Source organism: Hyphomicrobium sp. DY-1 (assembly GCF_047497105.1).
Lineage (GTDB): Bacteria > Pseudomonadota > Alphaproteobacteria > Rhizobiales > Hyphomicrobiaceae > Hyphomicrobium_B.
This window is the reverse complement of the sequence record NZ_CP134870.1, coordinates 3,006,574-3,020,174: the sequence shown is the minus strand read 5'-3', so window position 1 is coordinate 3,020,174 and position 13,601 is coordinate 3,006,574. Positions and strand designations below refer to the sequence as shown.

Genomic DNA, 13,601 nt, shown 5'->3' with positions numbered 1-13,601 from the left:
CCCGTTGCTAAGTATTGCGATGCAATTGCCTCTTGCCATACTTGAGCTAACTTTCGTTCAAGCGGACAATCCCGTCCCACTATTCAACATTTCGGAACGACGACGCACGCGACAAGATAATGGTTCGTCAGCCTTCCAAAACAAATCGCTTCGCCATCAGTGCGTCCAGCCGCTTCGTCGCCGGCCTTATTCGGACCGTCAGGCGGACATCGTCCACGGTTTATGAGCCGGCCGATTTCTTTGATCGCCTTCGCGCCCAGGTGCCGTTCATCATGGCCATGTGGCACGGGCAATTCATGATGCTGCCGGATCTGAACACCCGTGAATATCGGGTCGAAGCCATGGTCGCCCGCCACGGCGACGCCGAGCTCGTCGCTCAGGTTCTGGCCCGCTTCGGAATCTCGGCGATCCGGGGCGCTGGCGCGGCAGGCCGCAAGCGTGATCGCGGCGGCGCCTACGCTCTTCGCGCGGCAGTGAAGGCCCTCGAAAGCGGCTCCATCGTCGCCATGACCGCCGATGTTCCGCCAAGACGCCCACGGACCGCTGGCGAGGGCATCGTGACGCTCGCACGGCTCTCTGGCCGTCCAATCATCCCGGTTGCAGCAGCGACGTCTCACTTCCTAGTGCTCAATACCTGGAGCAAGATGACGGTGAACTTGCCTTTGTCGCGGTTAGCTTGGGTTGCGGGCGAACCAATTTTCGTCTCCCCCGATGCGGACGACGAAGCGCTGGAGAAAGCCCGCCTTGCGGTCGAGGCTTCGCTGAACGCAGTTACAGCGCGCGCCTACGAATTGGCGAAGGCAACCGACCGCCAGCCCCTCACCGGCAACAAGCAGAGCGGAACGCCGCGCCTGTTTCTTTAAAAGCGGAAGACGCGGCTATTCTGCCGCGACCGTGTGATCCGCATTGGCCTGCTTCTCCCGCTTGCGCAGGCGATCCTCTTCAGCCGAGATGTAATCGCGTGTCCGCGGCACGCTGTCGATTTTTTTGGCAAGCTGGATTTGGAAGACCATCAAGCCGCCGTATCGAAAACCAGCCTCACCCGCGGCCAGATAAAATTCCCACATTCGACAGAAGCGCTCACCGAGCAGTGCGGCGGCTTCAGCGCGCCGTACCATGAAGCGCTTCCGCCACGCCAGCAGCGTATCGGCGTAATGCAGGCGCAAGACCTCAACATCGGTAACGATCAGGCCAGCCTTCTCGATGGCCGGGAACACTTCCGCGAGAGACGGAACGTAACTGCCTGGGAAAATATACTTCTCGAACCACGGGTTCATCGCGCTGCGCCCGTCGAGCCGACCGATCGAATGCAAGAGCATAATGCCGTCGTCCTTGAGGCACCGCCGAACCGTGTTGAAGTAAGTCTCATAGTCCTTGAGACCGACATGCTCGAACATCCCGACTGAAACGATCCGGTCGAACGTCTCCGTCAGCGCCCTGTAATCCTGCAGCCGAAAATCAATGCGTTTCGCAAGACCCCTCTCGCTGGCGCGGCGCTTCGAAACTTTGAGCTGTTCCGGCGAAAGCGTAACGCCGGTCACCTCGGCGCCGGCAATACCCGCCAGATAGAGCGCCATGCCGCCCCAGCCGCTGCCGATATCGAGAACCTTCGCGCCCTGCTTGACGAGAAGCTTCGACACAATGTGCCGCTTCTTCGCGAGCTGAGCAGTCTCCAGATCCTGGTCCGGTGTTTCGAAATAGGCGCACGAATACTGGCGATCGGAATCGAGAAAGAGCTCATAAATGCGATCGTCGATATCGTAATGATGGTGGACATTATCGCGCGACTTGCCCTCGGAATTCGCGCGGTGAAATGGCTCCAGCAGATTGCGCAGCGTGTGCTGCAGCCAACCGAACTGCGGCGGAGTCAGGCTGTGAAGATTGTGCCCTAGCAGTTCCAGGAGATCGTAAACGGTGCCCCCAGATACGGTCAGCCTGCCGTCGGTAAAAAGTTCTCCCAGCGCCATCTGCGGATGGAAGAAAAGTTCACGCGCCGCTTTGTTGTCTTTGAGGGTGACGACGAGAGGGACCCCGGTCCCGTCCCCCGATGAGAGCCTATCACCGTTGGGCATGACGACCGTGAGGCTTCCGGTCTTGATGCACTGTTTCAGAAACGATTGGAGCAGGCGTTTCATGGGCAGGCCGTCGAATATATCTGATACTTAACACAACGAAAGAAATTTGGTTCCGGCCAAATTCCCGTCGGCACCAGGAACTTAACAGATTTGCGCCGGTTTTTCATCATCGTTCTGTCATGCGTCAAAATACTCAAGCAGCGAGGAAGACATGGCGCCAAAAAATCAAATTGCTTCGGTTACGAAGCGTAAAACGCATTCAGCGAAGACGACGAAAAATGCGCGCAAATCCCCGCGCTCGACGCATCGCTGGTCTGCGCAAGTGACGAAGACGAGCGATGCCCTCGATATCAAGGCGCATCTCTTCGAGGGACGCGACCCGTCAGAGATCGCCAAATCGCTGAAGCGATCGGCAGAAAGAAGCAAACGCCGGAAGGGCACGCCTTATCAATCGGCCATGTCGATGCTGACGTTTTACATCAATCGCGCCGGAAAGAATCTCACCTCCCGCCGACGCCAGACGCTCGACCGCGCCAAAGTCGAATTGCGGAAGGCGTTCGGGCGATCTGCATAGCGGCCGTCGCCAATCATGCCCTTTGTCTCGCCATGCGAGCCTGTCGGCGTACGCCGTGGGTCGTCTTCTCCCAGAAGAAAGGTCTCCTGACGAGATCGAGGATCGCGCTATAGGCCGCGAGTGAAATCGCGAGCCAATAGATCGGCAGCAAAACGACGGAGAACACGCGTCCCGATATGCCCGCTGAAACCGACGTCACTAAAATCAGCAGCGCCGCTGAACCATATCCCACGATCAGATTGGCTCCAAAGAGCCAGAAGAGAAATTCGTTCTCCGGCAGGACGCGACCTCTGAGCACGGCCTCCGTCCCAACCAGCACATAGAACCATGGATGCGCGAGCATCGAGATCAGCATGGCGGAGATGGTCACCTGAAAACCAAAGAACCTCCAGGCTCCGAGATCGCGCCAAAGCCGTAGCGGGCGTCGCATGTGCACGAGATAGGTTTGCATCCATCCCTTGATCCAGCGCGTGCGCTGACCGCGCCAGACGCGCCACGTAACCGGTGCCTCCTCCATGGTTTCGGAATCGATGATCGAAACCTCGTAGCCAAGACGTGACAACCGGATTCCGAGGTCGGCATCCTCGGTGACATTGAACGGATCCCAGCCGCCACATTTCAAAAGCACGTCGCGGCGAAAATGGTTCGACGTCCCGCCGAGCGGAATAGGCAATCGCAAATGATCGAGCGCCGGTAACACCCCCTCCGAAAAGCGCCGCGTATTCGAGCGTAAATTGGCGGCTGAGAAAAGAGTCGTCCGGATTGAACACTACAAGCCGCGCCTGCACGCATGCGAGTCTCGGACCGCCGCGAACGAACGCCACTGCCGCCAGACGAAGTTGGTCGGGATCGGGACGATCCTCAGCGTCGAACACCGCCACCAGCGTGCCGCGCGCTTCCTGCAGCGCATAATTGAGCGCTCTAGGCTTTGTCTTGGGTTGACCGCGCGGAACCGTCACCACACGCATGTTGGCGCCGAGCCCGGCGTGCAAAAGCGCATGCCGTGTCACTGCATCATCTACTTCGGTGATGAAAAGAATTTCGAGCCTGTCGCTTGGATAGTCGAGCCGACCCATCGCGCGGACGAGCGCCGGCACGACAGCAACCTCGCGATAGAGCGGAACCAGGACCGAAAATGTCGGCAGCCGGTTATCGTACCGACGGTCAAGCCATCGCGGGTCGACCGCTTCTTGATGGCCGCTCACGACCCGCCAGAGCGCCGCCAACCGCAACACCGAAATCATCAGAAACGGCACCGCAATGGTCAGCGACCAGAGTACGAGACCAAAGTCGTCAAGCAAGAAAAGCCCGGCCGTCAAACCCGCTAGCGTGACGAACAAAAGCACCCGCTGCCACAAAAGCAGCGGAGAAGCGGCGGAAAAGTCCGGTGCCCGCCGTCGCAAATCGTTGACCGCACGGTCCAGTTGCCCAATATCGCGTCGAAAGGGGGGCTGAGCGAACACGCGTCCAGACGGCGGTGGACGACCGCGCGTTACACGTGGCGGCACGCGGAATGTCCGCGTGGTCGGCGTTTTGGGCCGAGTCCCCAGCATGGCATGCACCTGACTGGCCCCTCCGACGGTCACGCCGCCCAGCCAGTGACAAACCATATGCTCAAGATGCGTAAAATTAAAAGCCAAGAATGGGCGTCGATCGCGGACACGAGAACCCGGAGTTCTTTTGAAATGAAAGCGCAACGACTGAGCCGAGATGCACTTCTGGCGATGGCCGTGGCTTTTTTCGCGGCACTCAGCCTTGCAGCACCGGTCGCAGCCCAGGACGCATCAGGATCAGACCCTGCCGTTGCCAACGTCGGCGCGTCCAAGGATGCCGCCCCGCCCCGTCGTGTCGTCATCCGCTTTCTGACTGACAACGACTATCCGCCATTCGATTTCTACGACGAAGACGGCGTGCTCGTCGGCTTCAACGTCGATCTCGCCCGCGCCATCTGCCTCGAACTCAACACTTCCTGCGATATCAAGGTTCGCCCTTGGGACGAGTTGATCCCCGACCTTTTGAAGGGCGAGGCCGACGCCGTCATCGCCGGACACAAGGTGACGGCAGCGGCGCTGAAACAGGTCGATTTCACCGATCGCTACTTCCACACGCCGGGTCGCTTCGCCGCCCGCAAGGACGAGCCGCGCGTGGGGATGACGCCCGGCAAGCTCGAAGGCAAACGCATTGCTGTCGCCCGCGGCACCCCGCACGAAGCGTTCCTCCGAGCGTTCTTCCACGACAGCCCGCTCGTCATTTATGAAAATCCCGACCTGGCGCGAGAGGCGCTGGCCGCCGGCAAGGCCGACTTCCTGTTCGACGACGGCATCTCGCTGGCTTTCTGGCTTAACGGTACACTATCGCGCCAATGCTGCGAAATGCGCGGCGGTGCTTTCCTGGAGCCCAAATTCTTTGGAGACGGCATGGCCATCGCCGTCCCCAAGAATGATCCGCAGATTAGGCTCCTGCTGAACAAAGCACTGGAACGCGTTCGCGCTTCGGGACGTTTCGAAGAACTCGTTCAGCGCTACTTTCCGGTCAGAATTTACTGAAACGAAGCTGGCGTGCACTGCACGGCCATAAAAAAACAAGCTTAATGCTGCATCGGCACGCAACGGCACGATCCGCAAGCTAATTTGACGAGCTATGATTCAAACTGTGATCCGCGCCTTGCTGCTCGCCGTTCTGTCAGCCGCACTGATGGTGCCAGGCGGCAGCTCGTCCGATGCGCGCTCCGGCTATCACAAATCTGGCTCGCGCAAATATCACAAGCGCCACTCGCCGCGTTATCATGCCCGCAATAAAACCAGACGTGCCAAGCTCGCAGTAAAAGCCGAGCCCGCGCAGCCGGCCTTGCCGCAACGGCCGCAAAAACTTCTGACGCGCGACGAAATCCTGGCATCCGATCCGCAGCGGCTCCAACGTCTCGGCGGACGCATCGTCGTCGGCTTCGATAGCTTTTCTCAGGTCAAGCCGCTCGTCGAGAAAAAGGCCATCGCCGGCATCTTCGTCACCGATCACAACGTCCAGGGCCGGAAAATTCAGGACGTCGCCAAAGACATCGACGACCTGCAGATGATCCGCCGTCAGCAAGGCCTGCCCCGCCTCATCGTTGCCGCCGACCAGGAAGGCGGATACGTGTCGCGGCTCTCGCCCCCGCTCAAGTGGCAGCCGACGCTCGGCATGCTCATCGCCAAGCTCAAGACCGACAGCGATCGCGAAAAAGCCGTCCGCCAATATGCCGAAACGCAAGCGCGCGAACTGGAACGCCTCGGCATCACGATGAACTTTGGCCCTGTCGTCGATCTGCGGCTCGGCAAGCCCAATCGCAACGACGGCGAAACCCGCATCTATTGGCGCGCCATTGACGACGATCCATACCTCGTCGCCAAAGTCGCGGGCTGGTACTGCGATACGCTGACGAAATTCAACATCATCTGCACGCTGAAGCATTTCCCCGGCTTGGGTCGCGTGACGCGCGACACACACGTAACGTCGGCAGACATCAGCGCCGGTTCAAGCCAGCTTGAACTGACCGATTGGGTGCCGTTCCGCCGCGTAATGACGGAGCCCGGCGTTGCGACTATGCTTGGCCACGTCCGGCTCGACAGCATTGACAGCACGACGCCGGCGTCCTTCTCCGATATCGTCATCAACAAGGTCGTGCGCCCGCGCTTCGAAAACGACGGCCTCCTCATCACCGACGACTTCAGCATGGGCGCGGTCACGAAATCGCGCGACGGCTTGGGCGGCGCGGCCGTCAAAGCGCTCGATGCAGGGGTCGATCTGATCCTGCTGTGCAGCGTCGACAAGAGCTACGACATCCTGATGTCCGCGTTGATCGAAGCCGACCAGAAGGGCGAAATCTCAATCGCGCGCGAAAACGAGACGCGCGAGCGGCTGAAGCGCTACGTCTTCGTCGACGATCGCGACCTGCCGCCGTCCGCTCCCGTTCAGGCGCAGCAGTAAGACGCGCCTCAAAGATCCGATGCAGGAGCCTTGGTCAGCGTCTTCTCGAACGGCTCGCCGATGGTCCTCGGATCGGCCGCGAGCGAATGGCGAACGATTTCCCACTTCTCGCCGACCCGTTCGAATTCAGTCTTGTACCGCCCGCCAAGCAACATCCGCGTCCCTTTGCGCTCGCCGGTGATGCGATAGATCACAGGACCGCTGACGGTCGCCGAACCGCATCCGGCGACGAGCGATGCCGGGCGGATCGACAGCCGGGGATGCCGGGAAAAGAAATCCTGATAGTAGGTCCGGATCGCATCGCGGCCCTTGTAGACCTTGCCGTCCTTGGTCGCGACCAGCGTTGCATCATCAGCATAAAGGGTCGAAAGCTGTTCCGCGCTCCCGCTCACGAACGCTGCGCGCCAGCCATTGAGCAATTGAACCATCTGGACCTCGGAAAGCTTGGCGCACCCCGGCCCGTCTGTTTGGCCATTCGCAGCCTTGGCCGGGCTGTAGGCTCCTCCGGCACTGGCGATCATCAGAAGACCGATCGCTCGGAGCAATGGCCGGGCATTCCAGGATCCTGTCATAGGCGATCCTTTCGCGGACGAGGCTGTCCCAATCCTCTCTTGATGTTATGATTCCCGCTGTGCGTGAAATTTCGGTTGCCGCCTTAACCGAAAAGGCGAAATTCCGCGGCCGAAAAGGCCCATTCGGCGTATCGTTGGGCCTAGCGGTGCCCTGACGGATTTCCCGTCCTGCCGATTGCCAATCTTCATCGTCTTTGATACAAGGCGGCCCAGAACACGCGCGGACACCGGCGGCCAAACCTCCGGAGTCGGTGGTTTTGCGCATTCAAGAGACAGAATTTCTTCAGAGGATACAACTGCTTGCAGGTTCTCGTTCGCGACAACAATGTTGATCAGGCTCTCAAGGCGCTTAAGAAAAAATTGCAGCGCGAGGGCGTTTTCCGCGAGATGAAGCTCCGCGGTCATTTTGAAAAGCCTTCTGAAAAGAGAGCCCGCGAGAAAGCCGAGGCGGTGCGCCGCGCTCGCAAGCTCGCCCGCAAGAAGCTGCAGCGCGAAGGTCTCCTGCCGAGCAAGCCTGCAACGGCGCGTGGCGCCGGTGGCAAGGGTGGTCCCGGCCGTGGCGGCCAGGGCGGTGCAGGCGGCGGTTTCCGCGGCGGCCAGAACGGCGGCAGCGCTGGCGGAGCCAGCAGCGGCGGCACCGGCAGCAGCTTCTAAGCCATCGCCGCAATGCGACGACACAATCAAGGCTCGCGATGTCCGCGGGCCTTTTTGTATTGCTGAAAGCCGGTCCGTTTAGTCACGCGCCAGCAACTTTCCCGCGCGCAGTCTGTCGATCCAGCCATTCACGAACGCGAAGGTGGGTCCGTCATGGATGACATGCCCTCCGCCGTGAATGATCTTGATCTCCTTCGGCTCATTGGCGGCAGCGAACAACCGGCGGGCCATCTCGACCGGCACCACCTCATCGGCATCCCCGTGCATAATAAAAATCGGCACGTGGACGTCATGGATGTATTTGATCGATTCGTATCGATCCTTCAGGAGCAGCCCGACCGGTAGCCACGGAAACTCCGCCGACGCCAATTCGAGAATGGACGTGTAGGGCGCATCGAGAATAAGCCCCTCGACCTTCTCATCCTTCGCCACCTGTATCGCCACCCCCGAGCCGAGCGATTCGCCATACAAAATGATGTCGCGAGGTTTCACGCCGTCGCGGATCAGCGTCTCGTAAGCGAGTTTCGCATCCGCCACGTTGGCCGTTTCCGTCGGCGACCCCGTGGAACCGCTGAAGCCCCGGTACGCCAGCATGAGCATGCCGCGTCCGTGCTCGATATATTTCCGCATCGTCTCAGCGCGGAACGCCAGCGAGCCGCCATTGCCGTGAAGATAAAGCAGCGTCGGCTGACCTGGCCGCGCCTTGCGGTACCAGGCAATCAGCTTCTCGCCATCAGGTGTCGGAATGACGAGCTCAGACACGCCCACGAGCCCCGCAGCCGCGGGCGCCGTGCGCACGGGATCGGGGAAATACAGGAACCGCCGCTGCGCCACATACATCGCCCCCGCCACGACGACGTAAAGGAGAACGAGAGTGATCAGAATGTATTTGAGAACCAAAAGCACGCCCGCCTTGGGTCAGTCACGATGACGAACCAGATACCCGATCCTGTCACCTTCTCGTTCACGAATGCTTTCGAGCGCTGCCATCGCGTCTAAACCATGAAGCGGGACACCCGTCTCCGCAACGCAATCCTGATTGAGCTTCATGAGTTCCCGATAGATCGGCTCGGCCGTTTTGTGCAGCATCGCAACCACGGCAACGGTCTTGCGCGGCATATTGATCGGGACGCGGGGAAAGACCGACGACAGAACTTCCTTAGCCCCTTCCGAGAAGTGTGACGAAAAGCGGCCTAAAAGAGAAACGAGCTTGACCGCCGTCGTCTCTTCGAAGCGATAGTTGTATCTATCCATCCACTCGAAAAGCTTGTCCATCGTGAAGTCTTGCAGGCGAATGCCGGCCGTATCGCGATAGTCCTGCCATTCGGCGACAAGATCGAAACCCGATTCCATGTCGATGTCGGCAGGCGCAAACGTCAGGTCGGTCGCGACACCGACGCGGTCCAGAAAATCCTTGTTCTTGCGGGCGATGTGCGTCGGATAGGTCGGCAGCCTGAAAGTCCCAAAGCTGCCCTGCTCATAGGCGAGCCGGACCAGCTTCGAACAAAACAAGTTCCGCGTATCGTCAGTGCGCATCGAGAAATCGTAAAGGATGCGCTTGCCGCCTTTCGCGTGCGACGCCGCCACGTAATCGAAAATGTATTTAGCCGCGCGCGCTCCGAGATCGGCATCACGATGACGATAGAGCACAGCGCGCACGATGTTATGGTCGAGCGCCTTCGCGAGCGGGGTGATGGTAGCGCCGTCTTCGATCAGGCTCTCGACCATCCAGTGGTCGCCCTGAGGATCGATGTAGACGATGCCGATATGGCTGAACTGGCTATCGACGTCACCGATCCGGGCGATGGCGGCGCTGTTGTGCGCCGTGCCTCGCACCAGCACGACGTCGCCCGAGCGAAAATGGTGGGCCGCGCCGCTGCGGTAGAAGTCGTAGTTCACGAGCGTGTTGTTGTCAGCGCCGGTGAAGCCGCGCAGCAGATATCCGTTCTCGTTTGTGCGCGGATGCCCTGTCGTGATCTCACCAAGCATGTCCGACACGTATCGGAGCACCCGGAAGACGTCTCGGAAGCCTTGCGTCACCTCAGGCGTCATCAGGCCGAGCATCTCGTAATGCGCCAGGTGATCGCGAAGCCCAACACGCAAATCAAACAGCCGGTACATCAACTGCGGCGCCTGCCGCGCGATGCCCACCACGTCGTAATCGGCAAATCGCGCCTTCGATGCCCGCTCATAGATGAATTGCAGGTTGCGGGCGAGCAGCGCCGAATTCGTTACCGGCGTCGCCGCGAGAATCTCGATGTGCTGGATATCGTTTTCGAAAGACGCCGACGCGACAGGAGCCAACACGGAAAACCCTCAAACTCACCCTTGGCTGCAAGTTATAGCAGACCGGCCCGGTTCTGACCCGAGCCACCGCAATCGGCAACCTCCTGTTGCCGATCCGCCCCATTGGCCGACGATCTACGGCCAGTCGGCTCGCACCGACCCTTGGGCCAGCCCTAGCCTAGTCCGCAGCCAGGGCTTTAACGATCTCTTCCGTCATTTTCTTGGCATCGCCCAACAACATCACGGTGTTGTCGCGGTAGAAGACCGGGTTGTCGATGCCGGCATAGCCCGACGCCAGCGAGCGCTTATTAAAAAACACCGTTCCGGCTTTCCAGACCTGAAGCACCGGCATGCCGTAGATCGGCGACGTCTTGTCTTCCTCGGCCGCCGGATTGACGACGTCATTGGCACCGATGACGTACACGGCGTCAGCCTGTGCGAACTCGCTGTTGATGTCTTCGAGTTCGAAAACTTCGTCGTAGGGCACGTTGGCCTCAGCGAGCAGCACGTTCATGTGACCCGGCATACGTCCTGCAACCGGGTGAATGGCGTATTTGACCTCGACGCCGGCCTTCTTCAGGGCGTCCGCCATCTCGCGCAACGCATGCTGCGCCTGGGCGACCGCCATGCCGTAGCCCGGCACGATGATGACCTTCGACGCATTTTTGAGAACGTAGGCGGCATCTTCCGCCGAGCCGAGCTTGACAGGTTTTTGCTCGCCGCCGCCGGCAGCCCCGGCCGCCGCAGTCTCGCCGCCGAAGCCGCCCGCAATCACCGACAGAAACTGGCGGTTCATCGCCTTGCACATGATGTACGACAGGATGGCGCCCGATGAGCCGACGAGCGCGCCGGTGATGATCAACGCGACGTTGCCGAGCGTGAAGCCGATGCCCGCGGCGGCCCAACCCGAATACGAGTTCAGCATCGAGACGACCACTGGCATGTCGGCGCCGCCGATCGGGATGATGATCAGGACGCCGATCAACAGCGAGAGCGCCACGATCAGCCAGAATAGCCACGCCGACCCGCCCGAAGCGATGAACGCGTAGATCATCAGGATCAGCAGAATGCCAAGGCCTGCGTTGATCAGATGCCGCGACGGCAACATGATGGGCTTGCCCGACATCCGCCCCGACAGCTTCGCAAACGCAATGACCGAACCGGTGAACGTAATCGCACCGATCGCAACGCCGAGCGACATCTCGAGCAGGCTGCCGGCCTTGATCCCCAGATCGGGTGCCGCCGGATCAACGAGAATGCCGAACGCCGATGGCGCGTAAAGCGCGCTGGCCGCAACGAACACCGCGGCGAGACCGACGAGCGAGTGAAACGCCGCGACGAGTTCCGGCATCATCGTCATCGGAATTTCGCGCGCCGTCTTGGCGCCAATGAAACCGCCGATGCCGATGCCGAGCACGATCAGGATCCACGACGTCGCCGTCGGCTCAGCGAGCCCAAGCGTCGTGAGGATCGCGATCGTCATACCGATCATACCGTAGAGGTTGCCCTTGCGCGATGTCGCGGGGCTCGACAGGCCTCTAAGCGCCAGGATGAAGAGAACGCCGGCGGCGAGATAAAGCAGAGCGGCGACGTTTGCGGACATAGGTGCGTTCCCGGGCCTGTTATCGGATTCCTGCGACGGTTCTCATGCGACGAGCGACGCGAGCGTCAGCTCTCTTTCTTCGGTGGAGGCGTTTCTTTTTTCTTGTACATGGCGAGCATCCGGTTGGTGACGAGGAAGCCGCCGAAGATGTTGATCGACGCCATCGTCAATGCGAGGAACCCGAACACGCGAGCGATGCCGCTGTCCGAACCCGTCAGCGAAACACCGACAGCGAGCAGCGCGCCGACCACGATCACGGACGAGATCGCGTTCGTGACGCTCATGAGCGGCGTGTGCAAAGCCGGTGTCACCGACCAGACGACGTAGTAGCCAACAAAAACGGCAATCACGAACACCATCAGCTCGTATACAGACGGGCTGACGCCATGCCCCTCGGCCGCGAAAGCCGACGATGCCGTTAATGCCGTGACCGCAAGAGCGGCGAGCAGAGTTTGGATCAAGCGCATGGCAAGGCTCCTCATGCCGTCTTCGTCGCAAAATTGGGATGCACGATCTGCCCGTCTTTGGCGATCAGCGTTCCCTTGATCAGTTCGTCGTCCCAATTCACCGCCAGCGTCTTTTCCTTCTTGTCGATCATCGTTTCGAGGAAAGCCAAGAGATTGCGGGCGTAGAGACTTGAAGCGTTGACGGCGATAGTGCCTGCAAGATTGAGCGGCCCGAAAATCTTGACGCCATTCGGCGTCTCAATCGTTTTGCCGGGCTCCGTCATCTCGGTGTTGCCGCCGCGCTCGGCCGCGAGGTCGACGATGATCGAGCCGGGCTTCATGCTCTCGATCATGGCGCGCGAAATAAGCTTCGGCGCCGGACGGCCGGGAATGAGCGCCGTCGTGATGACGAGGTCTTGCGATTTGATGTGGTTGGCGACGAGTTCGGCCTGCTTCGCCTGATATTCCGCGCTCATCGGCTTGGCATAACCGGCAGCCGTCTGCGCTTGCTTGAACTCATCATCTTCGACGGCGATGAACTTCGCACCGAGCGACTGCACCTGCTCTTTCGTCGCCGGGCGAACGTCTGTTGCTGTCACCTGCGCACCGAGCCGCCGCGCCGTCGCAATGGCCTGCAAGCCCGCAACGCCGACGCCCATAATGAACGCCTTTGCCGCCGGAACTGTACCGGCGGGCGTCATCATCATCGGGAGCGCCTGACCGAACATCGAAGCGCCATCGACGACGGCCTTGTAGCCCGCAAGGTTCGCCTGGCTCGACAGCACGTCCATTGACTGCGCGCGCGTCGTGCGCGGCATGAATTCCATCGAGAAGACGGTTGCGCCGGTCCCCGCCAACGCGTCGAGACCATCGCGCTCGCCGTAAGGATCGACCATGCCGGCAACGATCGCACCGGGCTTCAGTGCTTTGACATCATCGACAGATGGACGGCGAACCTTCAGCAGAATATCAGCGCCGGAAAGCGCATCGGCTTTGCTGACGATCTCCGCGCCGGCGGCGCGATAAGCGTCGTCGGAGAAGCGCGATCGAAGTCCTGCGCCCTGTTCGATACGAACGAGCGCGCCGAGGCCGGTGAATTTCTTGACCGTGTCCGGCGAAACGGCAACGCGCGGCTCGTCGGCCGGCTCACTGGTGACAGCTATCGTAACCATGTCTCGGTCCAATCGATGGGCGGCAGGGGCAGAACCGGAAAAAGCAAAGGGGCAGTCCATTACCGGCCTGCCCCATGACGTCACCTAATTGGCGTAGGTGAGCCGGGGATCAGACCAGAAAGATCTTCATGAGGACGAGAATGACGGCCACTGTGATGACGCCAATCTTTAGGAAGCGCACGAAATCGCGGTAGGTTTCAAGATGCGCTGCGTAGTCCATTGCCGGGCTACCCTTCGAGGTATCGATATCCAAAGT

General features: G+C 60.3%; 14 protein-coding genes and 1 pseudogene. 5 read left to right on the top strand and 10 right to left on the bottom strand.

Annotated features, from left to right (window positions below):
• Positions 1-119: 119 nt before the first annotated feature.
• Complete coding sequence (locus RLW41_RS14530; RefSeq protein ID WP_409562374.1) at positions 120-863, top strand: lysophospholipid acyltransferase family protein; 744 nt, start codon at positions 120-122, stop codon at positions 861-863.
• Positions 864-878: 15 nt separating this feature from the next.
• Here the strand turns inward: RLW41_RS14530 and RLW41_RS14525 are convergent, their stop codons facing one another.
• Positions 879-2,135 (bottom strand): class I SAM-dependent methyltransferase, encoded by a 1,257-nt coding sequence (locus RLW41_RS14525; protein ID WP_409562373.1) that lies wholly within the window; start codon positions 2,133-2,135, stop codon positions 879-881.
• A gap of 151 nt (positions 2,136-2,286) precedes the next feature.
• Between RLW41_RS14525 and RLW41_RS14520 the strand changes: the two genes are divergently transcribed.
• Positions 2,287-2,649 (top strand): DUF3175 domain-containing protein, encoded by a 363-nt coding sequence (locus RLW41_RS14520; RefSeq protein ID WP_414461930.1) that lies wholly within the window; start codon positions 2,287-2,289, stop codon positions 2,647-2,649.
• 13 nt (positions 2,650-2,662) lie between these two features.
• Here the strand turns inward: RLW41_RS14520 and RLW41_RS14515 are convergent, their stop codons facing one another.
• Entirely contained in the window at positions 2,663-3,349 is a 687-nt protein-coding gene (locus tag RLW41_RS14515; protein WP_414461929.1) for a glycosyltransferase family 2 protein, read from the bottom strand.
• Between the two features lie 97 nt (positions 3,350-3,446).
• Positions 3,447-3,893: pseudogene (locus RLW41_RS14510) on the bottom strand (glycosyltransferase); the annotation flags it as partial.
• Positions 3,894-4,334: 441 nt separating this feature from the next.
• Between RLW41_RS14510 and RLW41_RS14505 the strand changes: the two are divergent.
• Both RLW41_RS14505 and RLW41_RS14500 read left to right on the top strand, forming a co-directional pair.
• Positions 4,335-5,195, top strand: a complete 861-nt coding sequence (locus RLW41_RS14505; RefSeq protein WP_409562370.1) for a transporter substrate-binding domain-containing protein — start codon at positions 4,335-4,337, stop codon at positions 5,193-5,195.
• 94 nt (positions 5,196-5,289) lie between these two features.
• Positions 5,290-6,612, top strand: a complete 1,323-nt coding sequence (locus RLW41_RS14500) for a glycoside hydrolase family 3 N-terminal domain-containing protein (protein WP_414461928.1) — start codon at positions 5,290-5,292, stop codon at positions 6,610-6,612.
• Between the two features lie 8 nt (positions 6,613-6,620).
• On the opposite strand, the gene RLW41_RS14495 is transcribed toward RLW41_RS14500, so the two are convergent.
• Complete coding sequence (locus RLW41_RS14495; RefSeq protein ID WP_414461927.1) at positions 6,621-7,184, bottom strand: nuclear transport factor 2 family protein; 564 nt, start codon at positions 7,182-7,184, stop codon at positions 6,621-6,623.
• 300 nt (positions 7,185-7,484) lie between these two features.
• Between RLW41_RS14495 and rpsU the strand changes: the two genes are divergently transcribed.
• The gene (gene rpsU / locus RLW41_RS14490) at positions 7,485-7,838 is read left to right on the top strand and encodes a 30S ribosomal protein S21 (RefSeq protein ID WP_409562367.1); all 354 of its coding nucleotides are present in this window, start codon (positions 7,485-7,487) and stop codon (positions 7,836-7,838) included.
• Positions 7,839-7,916: 78 nt separating this feature from the next.
• On the opposite strand, the gene RLW41_RS14485 is transcribed toward rpsU, so the two are convergent.
• The 6 genes from RLW41_RS14485 to RLW41_RS14460 form a co-directional block, all read right to left on the bottom strand.
• The gene (locus RLW41_RS14485) at positions 7,917-8,744 is read right to left on the bottom strand and encodes an alpha/beta hydrolase (RefSeq protein WP_414461926.1); all 828 of its coding nucleotides are present in this window, start codon (positions 8,742-8,744) and stop codon (positions 7,917-7,919) included.
• A 12-nt stretch (positions 8,745-8,756) separates the two neighbouring features.
• Positions 8,757-10,145 (bottom strand): YiiX/YebB-like N1pC/P60 family cysteine hydrolase, encoded by a 1,389-nt coding sequence (locus tag RLW41_RS14480; protein ID WP_414461925.1) that lies wholly within the window; start codon positions 10,143-10,145, stop codon positions 8,757-8,759.
• A 157-nt stretch (positions 10,146-10,302) separates the two neighbouring features.
• Entirely contained in the window at positions 10,303-11,727 is a 1,425-nt protein-coding gene (locus RLW41_RS14475; protein ID WP_414461924.1) for an NAD(P)(+) transhydrogenase (Re/Si-specific) subunit beta, read from the bottom strand.
• Positions 11,728-11,792: 65 nt separating this feature from the next.
• Positions 11,793-12,194: a proton-translocating transhydrogenase family protein gene (locus tag RLW41_RS14470; protein WP_409562363.1), complete on the bottom strand. Its 402-nt coding sequence runs from the start codon at positions 12,192-12,194 to the stop codon at positions 11,793-11,795.
• 11 nt (positions 12,195-12,205) lie between these two features.
• Complete coding sequence (locus RLW41_RS14465) at positions 12,206-13,345, bottom strand: Re/Si-specific NAD(P)(+) transhydrogenase subunit alpha (protein ID WP_414461923.1); 1,140 nt, start codon at positions 13,343-13,345, stop codon at positions 12,206-12,208.
• A gap of 109 nt (positions 13,346-13,454) precedes the next feature.
• Complete coding sequence (locus RLW41_RS14460; protein ID WP_013946414.1) at positions 13,455-13,598, bottom strand: aa3-type cytochrome c oxidase subunit IV; 144 nt, start codon at positions 13,596-13,598, stop codon at positions 13,455-13,457.
• Between the last annotated feature and the right edge of the window lie 3 nt (positions 13,599-13,601).

What these genes read in the sequence shown, in the direction of transcription:
- RLW41_RS14530 (WP_409562374.1), top strand. Translation starts at nt 120, where the DNA reads ATGGTTCGTCAGCCTTCCAAAACAAATCGCTTCGCCATCAGTGCGTCC.
- RLW41_RS14525 (WP_409562373.1), bottom strand. Translation starts at nt 2,135, where the DNA reads ATGAAACGCCTGCTCCAATCGTTTCTGAAACAGTGCATCAAGACCGGA.
- RLW41_RS14520 (WP_414461930.1), top strand. Translation starts at nt 2,287, where the DNA reads ATGGCGCCAAAAAATCAAATTGCTTCGGTTACGAAGCGTAAAACGCAT.
- RLW41_RS14505 (WP_409562370.1), top strand. Translation starts at nt 4,335, where the DNA reads ATGAAAGCGCAACGACTGAGCCGAGATGCACTTCTGGCGATGGCCGTG.
- RLW41_RS14500 (WP_414461928.1), top strand. Translation starts at nt 5,290, where the DNA reads ATGATTCAAACTGTGATCCGCGCCTTGCTGCTCGCCGTTCTGTCAGCC.
- RLW41_RS14495 (WP_414461927.1), bottom strand. Translation starts at nt 7,184, where the DNA reads ATGACAGGATCCTGGAATGCCCGGCCATTGCTCCGAGCGATCGGTCTT.
- RLW41_RS14475 (WP_414461924.1), bottom strand. Translation starts at nt 11,727, where the DNA reads ATGTCCGCAAACGTCGCCGCTCTGCTTTATCTCGCCGCCGGCGTTCTC.
- RLW41_RS14470 (WP_409562363.1), bottom strand. Translation starts at nt 12,194, where the DNA reads ATGCGCTTGATCCAAACTCTGCTCGCCGCTCTTGCGGTCACGGCATTA.
- RLW41_RS14465 (WP_414461923.1), bottom strand. Translation starts at nt 13,345, where the DNA reads ATGGTTACGATAGCTGTCACCAGTGAGCCGGCCGACGAGCCGCGCGTT.